The organism is Butyricimonas paravirosa (assembly GCF_032878955.1).
GTDB lineage: Bacteria > Bacteroidota > Bacteroidia > Bacteroidales > Marinifilaceae > Butyricimonas > Butyricimonas paravirosa.
On sequence record NZ_CP043839.1, the window covers coordinates 4941652 to 4956694 of the forward strand.

The 15043-nt window shown below is 44.2% G+C and carries 10 protein-coding genes; 7 read left to right on the plus strand and 3 right to left on the minus strand.

Annotation, left to right across the window (positions count from 1 at the left end; genetic code table 11):
• The first annotated feature begins 131 nt into the window (after positions 1 to 131).
• The 5 genes from F1644_RS19875 (at position 132) to F1644_RS19895 (ending at position 7188) form a co-directional block, all read left to right on the plus strand.
• Positions 132 to 1259, plus strand: a complete 1128-nt coding sequence (locus F1644_RS19875) for an ATP-binding protein (RefSeq protein WP_168044251.1) — start codon at positions 132 to 134, stop codon at positions 1257 to 1259.
• A gap of 88 nt (positions 1260 to 1347) precedes the next feature.
• Complete coding sequence (locus F1644_RS19880) at positions 1348 to 2094, plus strand: biotin--[acetyl-CoA-carboxylase] ligase (protein ID WP_229782417.1); 747 nt, start codon at positions 1348 to 1350, stop codon at positions 2092 to 2094.
• A 92-nt stretch (positions 2095 to 2186) separates the two neighbouring features.
• On the plus strand, positions 2187 to 4019 hold the full coding sequence (locus tag F1644_RS19885) for a DNA topoisomerase IV subunit B (RefSeq protein WP_168044252.1): 1833 nt from the start codon (positions 2187 to 2189) through the stop codon (positions 4017 to 4019).
• Positions 4020 to 4083: 64 nt separating this feature from the next.
• A complete protein-coding gene (locus F1644_RS19890) occupies positions 4084 to 6714 on the plus strand; it encodes a DNA gyrase/topoisomerase IV subunit A (protein WP_087422430.1) in 2631 nt (876 codons plus the stop codon).
• Positions 6715 to 6732: 18 nt separating this feature from the next.
• Positions 6733 to 7188, plus strand: coding sequence for a shikimate kinase (locus F1644_RS19895; protein ID WP_230328312.1), 456 nt, complete (start codon positions 6733 to 6735; stop codon positions 7186 to 7188).
• Between the two features lie 191 nt (positions 7189 to 7379).
• On the opposite strand, the gene F1644_RS19900 is transcribed toward F1644_RS19895, so the two are convergent.
• Positions 7380 to 10211: a PD-(D/E)XK nuclease family protein gene (locus tag F1644_RS19900; RefSeq protein ID WP_168044253.1), complete on the minus strand. Its 2832-nt coding sequence runs from the start codon at positions 10209 to 10211 to the stop codon at positions 7380 to 7382.
• A gap of 64 nt (positions 10212 to 10275) precedes the next feature.
• Between F1644_RS19900 and F1644_RS19905 the strand changes: the two genes are divergently transcribed.
• Both F1644_RS19905 and F1644_RS19910 read left to right on the plus strand, forming a co-directional pair.
• Positions 10276 to 10842 carry a nitroreductase family protein gene (locus F1644_RS19905; protein ID WP_118304242.1) on the plus strand — a complete coding sequence of 189 codons (567 nt, stop codon included), beginning with the start codon at positions 10276 to 10278 and terminating at the stop codon, positions 10840 to 10842.
• A 37-nt stretch (positions 10843 to 10879) separates the two neighbouring features.
• On the plus strand, positions 10880 to 11455 hold the full coding sequence (locus F1644_RS19910) for a fumarylacetoacetate hydrolase family protein (protein WP_118304241.1): 576 nt from the start codon (positions 10880 to 10882) through the stop codon (positions 11453 to 11455).
• Positions 11456 to 11498: 43 nt separating this feature from the next.
• Here the strand turns inward: F1644_RS19910 and F1644_RS19915 are convergent, their stop codons facing one another.
• Together F1644_RS19915 and F1644_RS19920 are read right to left on the minus strand one after the other, a co-directional pair.
• Positions 11499 to 13175, minus strand: coding sequence for an AMP-binding protein (locus F1644_RS19915; RefSeq protein WP_118304240.1), 1677 nt, complete (start codon positions 13173 to 13175; stop codon positions 11499 to 11501).
• A 388-nt stretch (positions 13176 to 13563) separates the two neighbouring features.
• Positions 13564 to 15027, minus strand: a complete 1464-nt coding sequence (locus F1644_RS19920) for an aminoacyl-histidine dipeptidase (RefSeq protein ID WP_118304239.1) — start codon at positions 15025 to 15027, stop codon at positions 13564 to 13566.
• Between the last annotated feature and the right edge of the window lie 16 nt (positions 15028 to 15043).

Genomic DNA, 15043 nt, shown 5'->3' on the forward strand with positions numbered 1-15043 from the left:
TATAAATACGATGAAATTCGAGGTGATTCCGAAAAAGTTGAAGAATTTTTGGAATTGATTCCGAAAAAGTTGAAGAATTTTTGGAATTGATTCCGAAAAAGTTGTATTTTTGGAGCAAATATAAAGCAATTATGATCAAACGGAAGTTACGGGATATTATAGAAAAGAGGCTTTTTGATGGTAAGGCGATATTGTTAATGGGTCCTAGACAGGTTGGGAAAACAACTTTATTGAAAGAGCTTTTTGAAGGTCGGGAGGATGTTATGTGGCTAAATGGCGATGAGTTGGATGTACAGGCGTTGTTTGAAGGGGTTTCGGCAACTCGTTTGAAGGCAATGTTTGGTCGTAAAAAAATAATCATTATTGATGAAGCTCAACGAATTCCTGATATAGGTTTACGTTTGAAGTTGGTGATAGACCAAATAAAAGATGTACAATTGATCGCTACAGGAAGTTCTGCATTTGAATTGGCGACTAAAACGGGAGAACCTTTGACCGGGAGAAAATGGGAGTACAAGATGTACCCACTCTCTTTTGGCGAGATGGTAGATGAGCATGGATTACTAGATGAGAAAAGAATGATCCCGCATCGACTGATCTTTGGTTATTATCCGGAAGTCGTGATGCGTCCGGGAGAAGAACGGGAGATTTTAAGATTATTGTCTGATAGTTATTTGTATAAAGATGTATTGATGTCGGATCAAATCAATAAGCCTGATAGTCTGGTCAAATTGTTGCAGGCTCTTGCCTTTCAGGTAGGTAGCCAAGTTTCTTATAATGAATTGGCTCAATTATGTAGCTTGGATTCAAAAACGGTGGAGAAATATGTTATTTTGTTAGAACAGTCTTATGTTATTTTCAGATTGAATTCTTTTAGTCGAAACTTAAGAAATGAACTGAAAACCAGTAAGAAAATATACTTCTATGATAATGGTATCAGGAATGCTTTAATTGCCAATTTTAATCAAATAGAGGGACGAGCTGATCGGGGTGCTTTGTGGGAGAATTTTTTAATATCAGAAAGGAAAAAGTTTTTGGAGTATAATCGTTTGTGGGGCAATTCATGGTTTTGGCGAACAAAAGAACAAAAAGAGATTGATTTGGTTGAGGAACGAGATGGAAAAATAACAGGATATGAATTTAAATGGAATCCTGATCAGAAAGTGAAAATTCCTCGTTTGTTTTTAGATTCATACGAAAATAGCGACTTCCAAGTGATACATCGGGATAATTGTGATTCGTTTTTGCTCGAATATTGAGGGGGAATGACACAGATGTGTGTTACACAAAGTTGTGCAATTGGGTGGAAAAAGTTACTTTTGGCTTGAAAAAACAAATGTGGTAAGTATGATGCAAGAATATCAAGTTAGCGGTTTTCGGGTGAGGGAATACGAGGAGTTGGAGTCCACGAACACGGAAGCAGAACGTGTGGGGTGGAGCGAGTTGGAAGATAAGATGGTGATTTTGACATACAGGCAGACGCAGGGACGGGGACAAGTCGGGAATCATTGGGAGAGCGAGCCGGGGAAGAATATATCCATGACGGTGGTGTTTAAGCCGCGAGAGTTACCGGCGGGACAACAGTTTGCCGTGTCGATGGTGATTGCCTTGGGCGCTTGTGATTTTATTTCCCGTTACGTGAGCGGGTGTTCCGTGAAGTGGCCGAATGATATTTACGTGGGGGATCGGAAGATTTCCGGAATATTGATCGAACATTCCATCATGGGGCGTTACGTGGGAGGTTCTTTGTGCGGTATCGGGGTGAATATTAATCAGGAACGTTTCTTGTCGGATGCACCGAATCCGGTTTCCTTGTTTCAGTTGATCGGGAAGGAAATTCCCGTGAAGCGTGCGTTGGAGGAGTTGCTGGATTGTATTGGAAAGCGATATGAAACAATACGGGATTACGAGGGGTTGGAACGTGATTTTTTGAAGGTGTTGTACCGTCGGGAGGGAGTATATGATTGGGAGGATGAACGGGGAATGTTCCGGGCATCGATTCGGGGGGTAAACGAGTTCGGACAGCTGGTGTTGGAGGACGTGGAGGGGAATGAGCGGGTATATGGCTTTAAGGAAATCTCCTATAAATTTTAGATTTATGATTTACGATTTATGATTTTAAATTTTAGATTTTAGATTTTAAATTGCGGAGTTTTGATTATTTTTGTGCAAAACATGGATAACTTATGGTAGAGAACTATTCGGAAGATTCTATTCGGACGCTGGACTGGAGGGAACATATACGCTTGCGCCCCGGTATGTATATCGGAAAATTGGGGGACGGAGCGGCAATGGACGATGGAATATATATACTGGTTAAAGAGGTGGTGGATAATAGTATTGACGAGTTTGCGATGGGAGCGGGGAGCGAGATTATTATCAAGGTGGAGGAACGGACAGTTTCGGTACGGGATTTCGGACGAGGAATTCCGTTGGGTAAATTGATTGACGTGGCCTCGAAGATGAATACGGGTGCCAAGTATGATTCCGAGGCTTTCAAGAAATCCGTGGGATTGAACGGTGTTGGTATAAAAGCCGTGAACGCCCTTTCCGAGAGTTTTATCATCCAGTCCTTCCGGGACGGGGAGACGAAACGGGTGCGATTCAACAAGGCGCTGATCGTGGAAGATCAGGAGGTGGCCCCGACCACGGAACCGAATGGTACGTTGGTGACTTTCATTGCGGACAAGGAGTTGTTCGGTAATTACCATTACATCATGGATTACCTGGAGGCCATGTTCAAGAACTACGTGTTCCTGAATTCCGGGTTGACTATCAATTTCAACGGTCAGAAATTACATTCCAAGAGAGGGTTGTATGACTTGTTGTCAGAGAATATGAGTGGGGAGGGGTTGTACCCGATCATTCATTTGAGGGGAAATGATATTGAGATGGCAATGACACACGGACGGCAGTACGGGGAGGAGTACTACTCTTTCGTGAACGGTCAGCACACGACGCAGGGAGGTACGCACTTGATTGCTTTCCGGGAGGCCGTGGTGAAGACGATCCGTGATTTTTACAAGAAAGATTTTGATTTGGCTGATATTCGTACTTCGATTATTGCGGCGATCAGCATAAAAGTACAGGAACCGATGTTCGAGTCGCAGACGAAGACAAAGTTAGGTTCTAAAGATATAGCTCCGGAGGGTCCTTCGGTGCGTAATTTTATTTTTGATTTCGTGACGAAGGAGCTGGATAATTACCTGCACCGGAATCCGGACACGGCAGAGTTGTTATTACGCAAGATTGTCGAGACGGAAAAGGAGCGGAAGGCGATGTCCGGTATCCAGAAGATCGCGAGAGAACGAGCCAAGCAGGTGAGCCTGCACAACCGGAAGTTGCGGGATTGTCGGGTGCATTTCAATTCCAATCATGAGCGGAAGACTGAATCGTCGATATTCATTACCGAGGGGGATTCTGCCAGTGGGTCTATCACGAAGTCGCGGGACGTGAACACGCAGGCCGTGTTTAGCTTGCGGGGTAAACCGTTAAATTCCTACGGGCTGACCAAGAAGATCGTGTACGAAAACGAGGAGTTCAATCTTTTGCAGGCAGCGTTGAATATCGAGAATGGAATAGAAGAATTACGTTATAATAATATTATTATCGCCACGGATGCGGATGTGGACGGGATGCACATACGATTGTTGCTGTTGACATTCTTTTTGCAATTTTTCCCGGATGTGGTACGGTCAGGGCATTTGTACATTTTGCAGACCCCGTTGTTTCGGGTGCGGAATAAGAAGGAGACACGCTATTGTTACTCTGATGCGGAACGAGAGAAGGCGATCAAGCAGTTGGGACCGAAACCGGAGATCACGCGATTTAAAGGTTTGGGAGAGATTTCTCCGGACGAGTTCGGTGGGTTTATCGGGAAAGACATCCGTTTGGAACCGGTACGCATGACAAAGCAGGACCCGATTAGTACGATCCTATCCTATTACATGGGAAAGAACACGAACGAGCGGCAGGATTTTATTATAGATAATTTGTACGTGGAGAAGGATGAAATCTAACCATTTTATGATTTTAGATTTTAAATTTTAGATTTTAGATTGCAACTTTCAATTTTCAATTAATATGAGCGAGGAAATAGAGAACGGGGAAGTAGAGAATGTGGAGCCGGAGCAACAGGAAGAAAACGGCCGGGTGCGGTCGATTCAGCATTTGTCGGGAATGTTCGAGAAGTGGTTCTTGGATTATGCTTCCTACGTGATTCTGGAACGTGCGGTGCCTTACGTGAACGACGGGTTAAAACCTGTGCAGCGTCGTATATTACACGCGATGAAGGAGATGGATGACGGGCGGTTTAATAAGGTGGCCAATATCGTGGGGAGTACGATGGCTTATCACCCGCATGGAGATGCCTCAATCAAGGATGCGTTGGTGCAGTTGGGACAGAAGAATCTGTTGGTGGATTGCCAGGGAAACTGGGGAAATATCCTGACGGGAGATGATGCGGCAGCCGGACGTTATATCGAGGCACGTCTTTCGAAGTTCGCCTTGGAGGTGGCTTTTAACCCGAAGACAACGAACTGGAAGCTGTCGTACGACGGTCGGAAAAGAGAGCCGGTGACGTTGCCCGTGAAGTTCCCGTTGTTGTTGGCTCAAGGAGTGGAAGGTATTGCCGTGGGATTGGCCTCGAAGATATTGCCGCACAATTTCAACGAGTTGCTGGATGCTTGTGTCGCTTATTTGAAAAATGAAGATTTTGTTTTATACCCGGATTTCCCGACGGGGGGAATGATCGACGTGTCGAAATATAATGACGGGTTGCGCGGGGGAGTGGTGAAAATTCGGGCAAAGATAGAGAAAGACGCCGGGAATAAGATTCTGCGGATCACGGAAATTCCTTTCGGACGGACGACTTCGGCCTTGATCGATTCGATTCTGAAAGCGAACGAGAAGGGAAAGATCAAGATCAAGAAGATTGATGATAACACGGCGGCAACAGCGGAGATTTTGGTGTATCTGGCCGCGGGAGTTTCTTCCGACAAGACGATAGATGCTTTGTATGCCTGTACGGATTGCGAGTTGTCGGTTTCTCCGAACTCGTGCGTGATCGAGAATGATAAGCCGATTTTCATGCCGATTACCGATATTTTACGGAAATCGGTGGACGAAACGGTGGCCTTGTTGTTGTTGGAGTTGAAGATTAAGCTGGGCGAGTTGGAGACGGATTGGCAATATTCATCTCTGGAAAAGATATTTATTGAAGAACGTATTTACAAGGATAAAGAATTCGAGGAGAGCGAGTCGATTGATCAGGTGGTGGTTCACGTGCGGAAACGCTTGGAACCGTTCTTGCCAGAATTGATTCGTCCGGTGACGGATGACGATATAAAGCTCTTGTTGGAGATCAAGATGAAACGAATCTTGAAGTTCAACTCGGAACAGGCTGAGAATTATATTAAGGGATTGGAAGAGGAGATTGCCCGGGTGAAATTTGACATCGAGCATATTATTCCTTACTCGATCAATTATTACGAAAATATCAAGAAAAAGTACGGTAAAGGTCGGGAACGTCTCACGGAAATTCGGAATTTCGAGAATATCGAGGCCACGAAAGTCGTGGTGGCAAACGAAAAGTTATACATCAACCGGGAGGAAGGTTTTATCGGGACGGCCTTGAAGAAGGACGAGTTTATCTGCGAGTGTTCGGATATTGACGATGTAATCGTGTTCCGGAAGGATGGTACGTATTACGTGACCAAGGTGGCGGATAAGTTGTTCGTGGGAAAAGACGTGCTGTACGTGAATGTGTTCAAGAAGAATGATAAGCGTACGATATATAACGTGGCCTACCGGGATGGTAAAGTGGGACCGTCTTACGTGAAACGTTTCTTCGTGACGGGAACGACCCGCGATAAGCAATATAACTTGACGAAAGGTACGCAGGGGTCACGGGTGCTGTATTTCAGTGCTAACCCGAACGGGGAGGCCGAGGTGATCAAGGTATGCTTGAAACCGAAACCAGGCATGAAGAAACTGGTGTTCGAGTATGATTTTGCAGGTTTGGCGATTAAGGGACGTGACTCGCAGGGAAACGTGTTGAGTAAGAATGATATTCACAAGATCTCATTGGTACAGAAAGGGGCATCCACGCTGGGAGGTCGGAAGATATGGATTGACGAGGATGTATTGCGGCTGAATACTGACGGGCGTGGCCGTTACTTGGGAGAATTTCAGGGAGAGGACCGGATTCTGGTGGTGAATAAAAACGGTACTTACTACACGACGGATTATGATTTGAGTAATCACTACGAGGAGGGATTCTCGGTGCTTGAGAAGTATGAACCGGAGAAAGTCTGGTCGGCTGTTTTCTTTGATGCGGAACAACAATTCTATTACTTGAAACGTTTCCGTTTCGAGAATGTGGTGCGTCATACGCTGTTTATCGGGGAAACGGAAGGTTCGTATCTTGTAGCCTTGAGCGGTGAAAAGCGACCTCGGTTCGAGGTTGTGTTTGGTGGACGTTACGAAAGTCGTCCGGCTGAGGTGATTGTTGCGGATGAGTTTATTGCCGAGAAATCGTACAAGGCTCGCGGAAAGCGGGTGACGACTTACGAGGTAAAACAGATCAACGAGATCGAACCTTTGGATAGCGGTGAGGAGGAAAGCGAGGAAACGGCTTCGACCGACATTGATTTCGAGATCACGAACCCGGATATGCTGAGTGACGAGACGCAGATGAAGTTGGATTTTGAATAAATGCCGGAAGTGAAAAGTATGAAGTACTTTATCGTGGGATATATGGCGAGTGGCAAGTCCACGTTCGGGAAGGAATTGGCCAAAGATAAAGGACTTCCTTTTCTGGATCTGGACGAGAGTGTCAAGAGCAGAGAGGGACGGTCGATTTCGGAGATTTTTGCCAAGGAGGGAGAGGAGTATTTCCGGAAGAGGGAACGGGAAATCTTGCATGAAATATGTAACGAGACGGATGAATTTGTACTGGCCACGGGAGGGGGAACACCTTGTTTCTTTGACAATATGGATTATATGAACCAAGAGGGAACGACTGTTTTCTTGAACACGTCATCTCTTGTTATTGTCGATCGCTTGAAACGGCAACGCACTAATCGGCCTTTATTGGCCATGTATTCTGATGATGAGTTGGAGTTTTTTGTTCGGGAACATCTGGAATCCCGGCTTCCTTTTTATTTGAAAGCCAAGGAACAGGTATAGTACCCGTGTCACGTGAGAGTTCGGGGCGTGTTTATTGGGAAATAAGCCCGTACGTGGCAACTAAAGACGTGTACCCTACCCATCATATTCGATCAGCTCAAGTGGCTTTGAAACGGAGGAGAATGGAGAGAGAAACGTCCATCCCGACTTATTTCCCGCCGAACTCTTTTCGGAATGATCCCAACTTTCTTTTATTTCCGTTTACAGATTTCGTTGTACGAGCAAGTACGGCACTTTTCCGGTAATTCCGTTTGCGTGAACGGTACTTCGGGTGAAAAGAGTTTTTCTAATAATTGCACGAGTAGATCTTGAAATTCCGGTTCGTATGGTTTAAAGCGAAGAATCGGTTCTTTGTTACACTTCAACAGATAGCTGTAATTCGGCGTGAAAAGCAACTTCGTGCTGTATATTCCCGGAAGAATCGGGTCTGTACCCGGATTTTCGTACTCGTACATCATGCAATAGAGCAAGGTTTGGAAAGCCGCTTTATTTCGCTGTTTGTTGTTTGAATCAAAGATGGACGGCAGGTCTTTAAGATCGGTTTTGTCGGCTCCGGTTTTGTAGTCTATGACACGGGTTCCTTGGGCGACCCGGTCAACCCGGTCGATGTCTCCTTCCACGTAGATCACTGTGGGCTGGTCAAAAGCGGAAATCGTGACGGGCATACGATATTTTCTTTCCATGGAAATGATGTGGAAAGGACATAACGTTTTATCAAATTCGAAAACCTTCTTCACGTATTTTTTCACGACAGATAATACAAGGTCATTGGCCCCGCTTTCCAACATTTTGGACACGGTCGTGTCGTATAACTTTTCGTAGGCAGCCTGAATGTGTTGTTCAATCAGTGAATCGTTTTTCATCAAGGCATCGAGACCTTCTGCCGTGATCTCCCCGTTAGGGAAAGTTTGGTAGAGAGATTGTGTACTTTGATGGAAAATAGTCCCTAACAGGCGGTGATCCAGCTCTTCGGCCATCTCTTCTTTCTCTTTGATCCGGGCGATGTATTTGAAATAAAATTTCAGGTGACACTCCATGTACGTGTTGAGCGCGGATGGCGAGATTCCCCGTTCGTTTTCATCCGTGTAACTTTTCAGTTTCTCCAGGATCGACGGATTTTTAGGGATGGAAATGGTCGGGTTGTCCTGAACCGATATTTTGTTTTGGAAATGGACTTCCCGGATGGGTAGTCCCGATTCGTATTTTATCTGGTAAAGGAAACGACTCATCTCGCCGCTACTCATGCCTTTCGTGATATCTGTGTACAATAGTTTGATGTTTTTAGCCCGTTGCAAGAGGCGGTAAAAGTAATAGGCGAAAAGGGCATCCATGTGTTCCGGAGTTGGTAATCCGAATCCCAGTCGCAGGTTGTAGGGGATAAATGACGAGGCGTGTCCGCCTTTCGGCAGAATTCCCTCGTTGGCAGACAGGATAATCAAGTTTTTGAAATCCAGCATACGGGTTTCCATCAATCCCATGATCTGCATTCCTTCTAGCGGCTCTCCGGAGAATGGGATGGACACACCTTGTAATATCTTGTGAATAATTTGCAGGTAAAACTTATTGTCCGGGATAATATTTTCTTCAATAAAGGTATTTTTAATGCCTTGAATCGTCGTGAAAATCGTGAATAGAAATTCCTTTTCGATGGCTAGTCCTTCATGGCTTTCGGGCTGTATGGAAGCAATCAGTTGTTTCAAAATGCGCAACAGGTAATCGAGCAAGTTCTCTTCCGACGAGGAGAATATGGCTCGTGTGATTTCGCTGAATTGAAGACTTTTTTCTGCCACGTACACGATATTGTTCGTGTTAATGTAATTCGTGATCTTGGGAATATCTTCCGAACAGGAACTTTTTATTAGTTTATGGTTCAACAGGGCGATGACCGGTTTGTAGTAATAATGGGTCATTTCTCCCTCTTTCTTGGCATAATGCTTTAAATCTCCCAGCATGGCAATCAAGGCGGCAACAGACGTGTTCTGTGCCGGGTACCCCATCGTGATGTTGATTTTGTCGATCGTGTCGGGAATGGAGTGTATGACCGGGGTGAGTAAGCTTTCGTCGCAAAGGACGATGGCCGTGTCCGTGTATGAATCTTGCCGTTCCGGGTGGATTTGTTCAATCAGTGTCGGGATCAGTTTGGCCTGTCCGATGGTTGAGGGAACAGAGATGTACTCGATGGCTTTGTCGTTGTACCTGAAGTTGTTGAAATGTTCCAGTCCCAGGGCATTGGGGAACAGTTTCATGTTCTCCCGGATATAAATGCCTGCCTCGTGGTTGTCGTTTGCCGAATAGTACAAGTCGTAATCCCAGTAGAAGAGGGCTTGTCGGTTATCCCGGAAATAGGAAAATATCCGTTTTTCGCATTGATTCAAGGCATTGAATCCGGCAAATATCAGTTGACGATCCGTGTGATGTTGGGAGAGTTGTTCGCAGAATAGACGTTGCCCCATACCTTCGTAGCACAAGTTTTCATCGAGTAGTTTTGTCTTAAAACGGGTATAGGTCGGGTAGAGTTTATCCCATACGTTTAGAAATTCCTGTTGTTCCCGACTGTATTTTTCCGAGTTGAAACTCCGCCAGAAACTTTGAATAAACTCCACCTGTTCCGGGGTAAGGTAGGGGAAGGCGGATTCAATTTCCCTCAATGCCGTGATGTTGGAAAAGAGGTCTTTGGCGTCCACGAGATATTTGTCTATGTCATCGAAATCCCCAAGTAACATATTGCCCCAAAAATAGAAATCGTCAAAACGTTCGGTCGTTCCGGCATATTCTTGATAGGTCTTGTAAAGTTTGATGATAAGAGTCAGTTCTTCGGCTTTTTTCAGTCCGGTCTGGCGTTCTATGAATTCGCTTAACGTCAGTATTTCCGGCATCCACACGGGACGATCAATCAGTTGGGCCAGTTCTTGAGCTAAGAATAGTCCGGCTCGTTTGTTCGGGAACAGAATGGTCAGGTTGTCAAAATTGTGGCCATATTTCTGAATCAGATCTTTTGCCAGGAGATGAAGAAACGAATTCATATTTTATTACTATTTTTGTTTCGGAACAAATTTACAATTTAATCATTAGATTCAATATAGATTTATGCTGAAAGAACTGTTATTAAAAAATAGAAGTTACCGTCGTTTTGTTCAGAACGTTCGGATCACACGGGAGGAATTGGCGGAATTGGTCGGACTGACTCGGTATTGTGCTTCGGGAAGAAACGCACAGGCGTTGAAATACAAGGTGGTGGCGGATGCCGATTTGTGTGGTAAGGTGTTTCCTAATTTAGCATGGGCTGGCTATCTAAAAGATTGGGATGGTCCGGAAGAGGGAGAACGCCCGGCAGCTTATTTGATCCAATTGTTGGATACTTCTATCGTGGAGAACTGTTTGTGTGATGACGGGATTCAAGCACAGACTATATTGTTGGGAGTCGTGGAGAAAGGATATGGCGGTTGTATTATCAAGGCTTTCAAGAATGAGTCGTTGCGAGAGGTGTTGCAACTGCCGGAGCATTTGAAGGTCATGTATGTTATCGCACTGGGTAAACCGAAAGAAACGGTGGTGTTGGAAGAGATGAAAGACGGTGATTACAAGTACTGGCGGGAAACGGACGGATCTCACCACGTGCCGAAACGGTCTTTGGATGAATTGGTGATTCTGTGATAATTGAAAGTTTGATTCTAAATTTTGGATTGTAGAGATGAAATTACTTTGTGCGGAGTATAATGAGGCGGGTGAGGTTGCCTATAATGTCATTGGCGATAATGCCCTCCTGCGAAACAATGATGATTTCTATGTTCCGGCTTTTGCCACGGAGTTGAGTTGTGTACCGCAAATAGTATTACGGGTTGGGAAGATCGGAAAACACGTGGCCGAGCGTTTTGCCGGACGGTATTACGAGGAGGTGGGGGTGGGGATCCGTTTCTATGCGGATAATCTGGAAAGAGAATTGTTGGCGGCTTCTTTGTCTCCTACAGCGGCAATGGCTTTTGATTCTTCGGCGGCAATTTCACCGATGAAATCATTGGTGGACGTCTCGCTGGGAGATATGATCTTTTCATTTGAATTGAACGATGAGAGCGTTTTCACACGTAAAGTTTGTGAGATTTCGCAAAAACCGGAGAAGACACTTGCAGCAATGTCTGAGTATTATATGTTGAAAATAGGAGACTTCTTGTTTTGTGGAGGTGTTTTTCGACAAAGGAATTTATCAATAGGAGATCACCTTCGGGTGCTTTTAGACGGGGAATGTTTGCTGGACTTTCAGGTAAAATGATAGAAATAAAAAATCGGGTTCCTAAAAACCCGATTTTTTTGTATTATTTGCAATACAAGAAACGTTTGATTTTGTGAGTGGGAGTCTTTTCAAAAGGTTCATGTTGTACGAGTACAAGTTGTAGTTTTGAGAAGTTGTTCACCCGGGCATTCACGTAATCCCGTAGTTCTTGTTTTTGTTCTTCAATGTAGTCGTTGATTTTTTCCTTGTAGTTCCCGGCTTGGTCTTTCAATTTCTGGTACTGTTTTTCAAGTTCTTCCATGTTAAAATGGACCATTGCTACCAGTTTACCGCTATTTTCCACTACGAGGGATTCGTTCACGAAACGGAAATTATTAATGATAGATTCGATTTCTTCCGGGTAGATGTTTTCTCCGGATGCACCGAGAATCATGGTTTTGATCCTTCCGCGGATAGCTAATCTATTCTTCTTGTCGAAAGAACCCAAGTCTCCCGTTTTGAACCAACCGTCTTCCGTGAAGGTTTCCGCAGTGAGTTCCGGACGTTTGTAGTATCCTTTCATCACGTTAGGACCTTTGATCCAGATTTCACCTTGTCCGCTCTTGTCGGGATTGTTGATTTTAATTTGCACACCTTCCATGACGGGACCTACTCCTTGAAGGAAGGTCTGTGACGGGTTGGAACCTGCAGCCATAGGAGCTGTTTCAGTAAGTCCGTAACCGATAGCATAGGGGAATTTAGCTTCCCGAAGGAATTGCTCCACGGTACCATCCAGTTTAGAACCACCGATTCCGAAGAATTTTAGTTCCCCACCAAAGGTTTCCATTAGTTTCTTTCCTGCCAATCGGTTGAATAATTTACGAGCCGGAGCGAATTGGTAGAGCTTGCTCATCAATTTCGAACTGGTGAATTTAGGCAACACTTGCGACTTGTAAATTTTCTCTATAATCAAGGGTACGGATAAAACTACCGTAGGACGGATTTTCTGCATTGCCGGAACAAGTAATTTGGGGGTCGGTACTCGATCCAGATAATATACTTGTGCTCCGAACATCAAGGGCAACAAAAGTCCCAGTGTGTTTTCGTAAGTATGTGCCATGGGCAGAATACTTACGAAACGGTAGGTTTCATCTACAGGTTGAATGGTACGGCACTGACGTGCATCCCATACCAAGTTTTTGTGTGTTAAGACTACTCCTTTCGAGAATCCTGTTGTACCGGAGGTGTAAATGATTGATGCAATGTCCTCTTCTTCAATTGAAACTTCGGGAAGAGGGGTTGTATTATTCAAATTAATATCCGGGACCAATTTATCCAAGTCTTCCGGTTGGTAGCATCCTTCCGGCATGGTGGCAAAGTTATTGATCAGGATTTTATGCTCAAGGAATGGTGTTTTTACTCCTTCCAAACATTTTGCCAGTAGGCGGGAAACGAAGATCACTTTTACCTCTGCATGTTCCAATATATTCTGGAGTTCTGTAGAACAGAATCCCGGTAAGATCGGTACGGCAATGGCTCCGATGTTTGCGATGGCAAATTGGGTGATTCCCCAGTTCGGCATATTCGCACTTAAAATGGCAACCTTGTCTCCTTTCTTTACACCTAGATGAAGTAAGTGGTTAGCAATAGATACAACTTCGTTATATAGATCTTGGTAAGTTCTTTTTCCGCTTGCGACAAAATTTAAAGATAAATTTTTTGAAAACTTGGAACAGCTATTTTTCAAGAGTTCCGGTAGTGTCAATTTCTTTAAAGTCATGTTTTAATAATATGAATTTTCCATACAAAGATAATACAGAAAACAATACGATGTGGTTAAAATATTTAAAAATAGAGTAAATGGCTTGAAAGTGAGGAAAATTTGAAACAATTTCTAGTGTTTTACGTATCGGCAACGCTTGATTTATTTGAGGGTTCCGGCTTTTTATTCTTTTCGGGAAAATGGGAAAAGGGGGTGTCCAAAATGTCATTTTTCAAACTCCCTCCCGGCTTCGCCGTACTCCCTCTATAAACAGAGGGAGAGTTGAAATACTCCCTGTCTTCAGGAAGAGTCACCAGCTCCTCCTCTGTTTATAGAGGAGGTGGCACGAAGTGACGGAGGAGTTTTTTGAAATTAAATGACTTTTTGGACAACCCCTTTTATTTAATTATTTCGTAGGAATTGCAGCTAATGTAGCTTTCAAGAATTCCCAGAATTTACTTACAGATTCGATGTTCACTTTCTCGTCCGGAGAGTGAGGAGAACTGATGGTCGGTCCGAAAGAAATCATGTCCCAATGTGGGTAGGCAGATCCTAGGATACCACATTCCAATCCGGCATGGATAGCCATGATCGCCGGTTTCTTACCGTATAATTTCATGTAAACTTCTTCCATTTCTTTGCGGATAGCTGAATCCGGATTTGGTTTCCATCCCGGGTATTCTCCGGTAAAGTTGATCTTGCTTGCTTCTGCCAGTTCAAATACAGATGCTACTACTTGAGCTAACGATGTTTTTGCAGTTTCAACAGAAGAACGCATTAACATGTAGATTTCGATCTTTCCTTCTCCACCTTTCACGATCGCCAAGTTGTTGGATGTTTCAACCGTGTCCGGCATGGAATCAATCATTCTCATGGCACCATTCGGGCAAGCCTTGATGGCATTTATCAGGTTATATTGTACTTTTACCGGCATCACGTTTTGTGGAAGAGCTGTTTCTTCTGCAAAGAAAGTGAGATTCGGTTCTTTAGCGCTTAATTCAGCTTTAAATATTCCCTCGTATTCTTTTACTTTAGCTAGGAATTTGTCTGCATTGGCAGCCGGAACAGTTATGATTCCGAAAGCTTCACGCGGGATTGCGTTTCTCATGTTTCCTCCGGATACGGAAGAAAGACGGAGGTCTAATTCTTTGCTGACTGCTTTCAAGAAACGGAAATATAATTTGTTGGCGTTTCCTCTACCCAAGTTGATGTCCATCCCGGAGTGACCACCTTTTAATCCTTTCAATGATAATTGGAATGCTTTGTGTTCTGCGGGAACGGCTTCGGGAGTGTAGTCGAATGCTATTTCTCCATCAATACCTCCGGCGCAACCAACATACAATTCGCCTTCTGTTTCAGAGTCAAGATTTAACAAGATGTCTCCTTTTAACCAGTTGTGGCGGATGCCGTTTGCTCCATCCATTCCGGTTTCTTCGGTAGCCGTGATTAACACTTCAACCGGACCGTGAGGAATATCTTTTGATAATAGAATAGCCATTCCGGTGGCAACACCGATACCGTTGTCTGCTCCAAGAGTGGTTCCGTCTGCTGTTACCCATTCCCCGTCGATATATGCTTCAATAGGATCTTTGGTGAAGTCGTGTTGTTTGTCTTCATTTTTTTGAGGAACCATGTCCAGGTGACCTTGCAGGATAACTCCCTTGCGGTTTTCCATTCCCGGGGTTGCCGGTTTGCTCAATAATATATTGTTAGCCTCGTCCATTTCAGCATGGATTCCGTTTTCTTTTGCCCAATTCATAACGAATTCTCTGGCTTTTTCTTCATGGTTTGACGGACGTGGAACTTGAGTTAGTTTATAAAAGTTTTCCCAGATGGCTTTGGGTTCTAACGTACAGATACATTTACTCATAACGTTTTTATTTTTA

Bases quoted from the DNA above. Each gene is read 5' to 3' on its own strand.
- F1644_RS19875 (WP_168044251.1), top strand. From the start codon at position 132: ATGATCAAACGGAAGTTACGGGATATTATAGAAAAGAGGCTTTTTGAT.
- F1644_RS19880 (WP_229782417.1), top strand. From the start codon at position 1,348: ATGATGCAAGAATATCAAGTTAGCGGTTTTCGGGTGAGGGAATACGAG.
- F1644_RS19885 (WP_168044252.1), top strand. From the start codon at position 2,187: ATGGTAGAGAACTATTCGGAAGATTCTATTCGGACGCTGGACTGGAGG.
- F1644_RS19890 (WP_087422430.1), top strand. From the start codon at position 4,084: ATGAGCGAGGAAATAGAGAACGGGGAAGTAGAGAATGTGGAGCCGGAG.
- F1644_RS19895 (WP_230328312.1), top strand. From the start codon at position 6,733: ATGAAGTACTTTATCGTGGGATATATGGCGAGTGGCAAGTCCACGTTC.
- F1644_RS19900 (WP_168044253.1), bottom strand. From the start codon at position 10,211: ATGAATTCGTTTCTTCATCTCCTGGCAAAAGATCTGATTCAGAAATAT.
- F1644_RS19905 (WP_118304242.1), top strand. From the start codon at position 10,276: ATGCTGAAAGAACTGTTATTAAAAAATAGAAGTTACCGTCGTTTTGTT.
- F1644_RS19910 (WP_118304241.1), top strand. From the start codon at position 10,880: ATGAAATTACTTTGTGCGGAGTATAATGAGGCGGGTGAGGTTGCCTAT.
- F1644_RS19915 (WP_118304240.1), bottom strand. From the start codon at position 13,175: ATGACTTTAAAGAAATTGACACTACCGGAACTCTTGAAAAATAGCTGT.
- F1644_RS19920 (WP_118304239.1), bottom strand. From the start codon at position 15,027: ATGAGTAAATGTATCTGTACGTTAGAACCCAAAGCCATCTGGGAAAAC.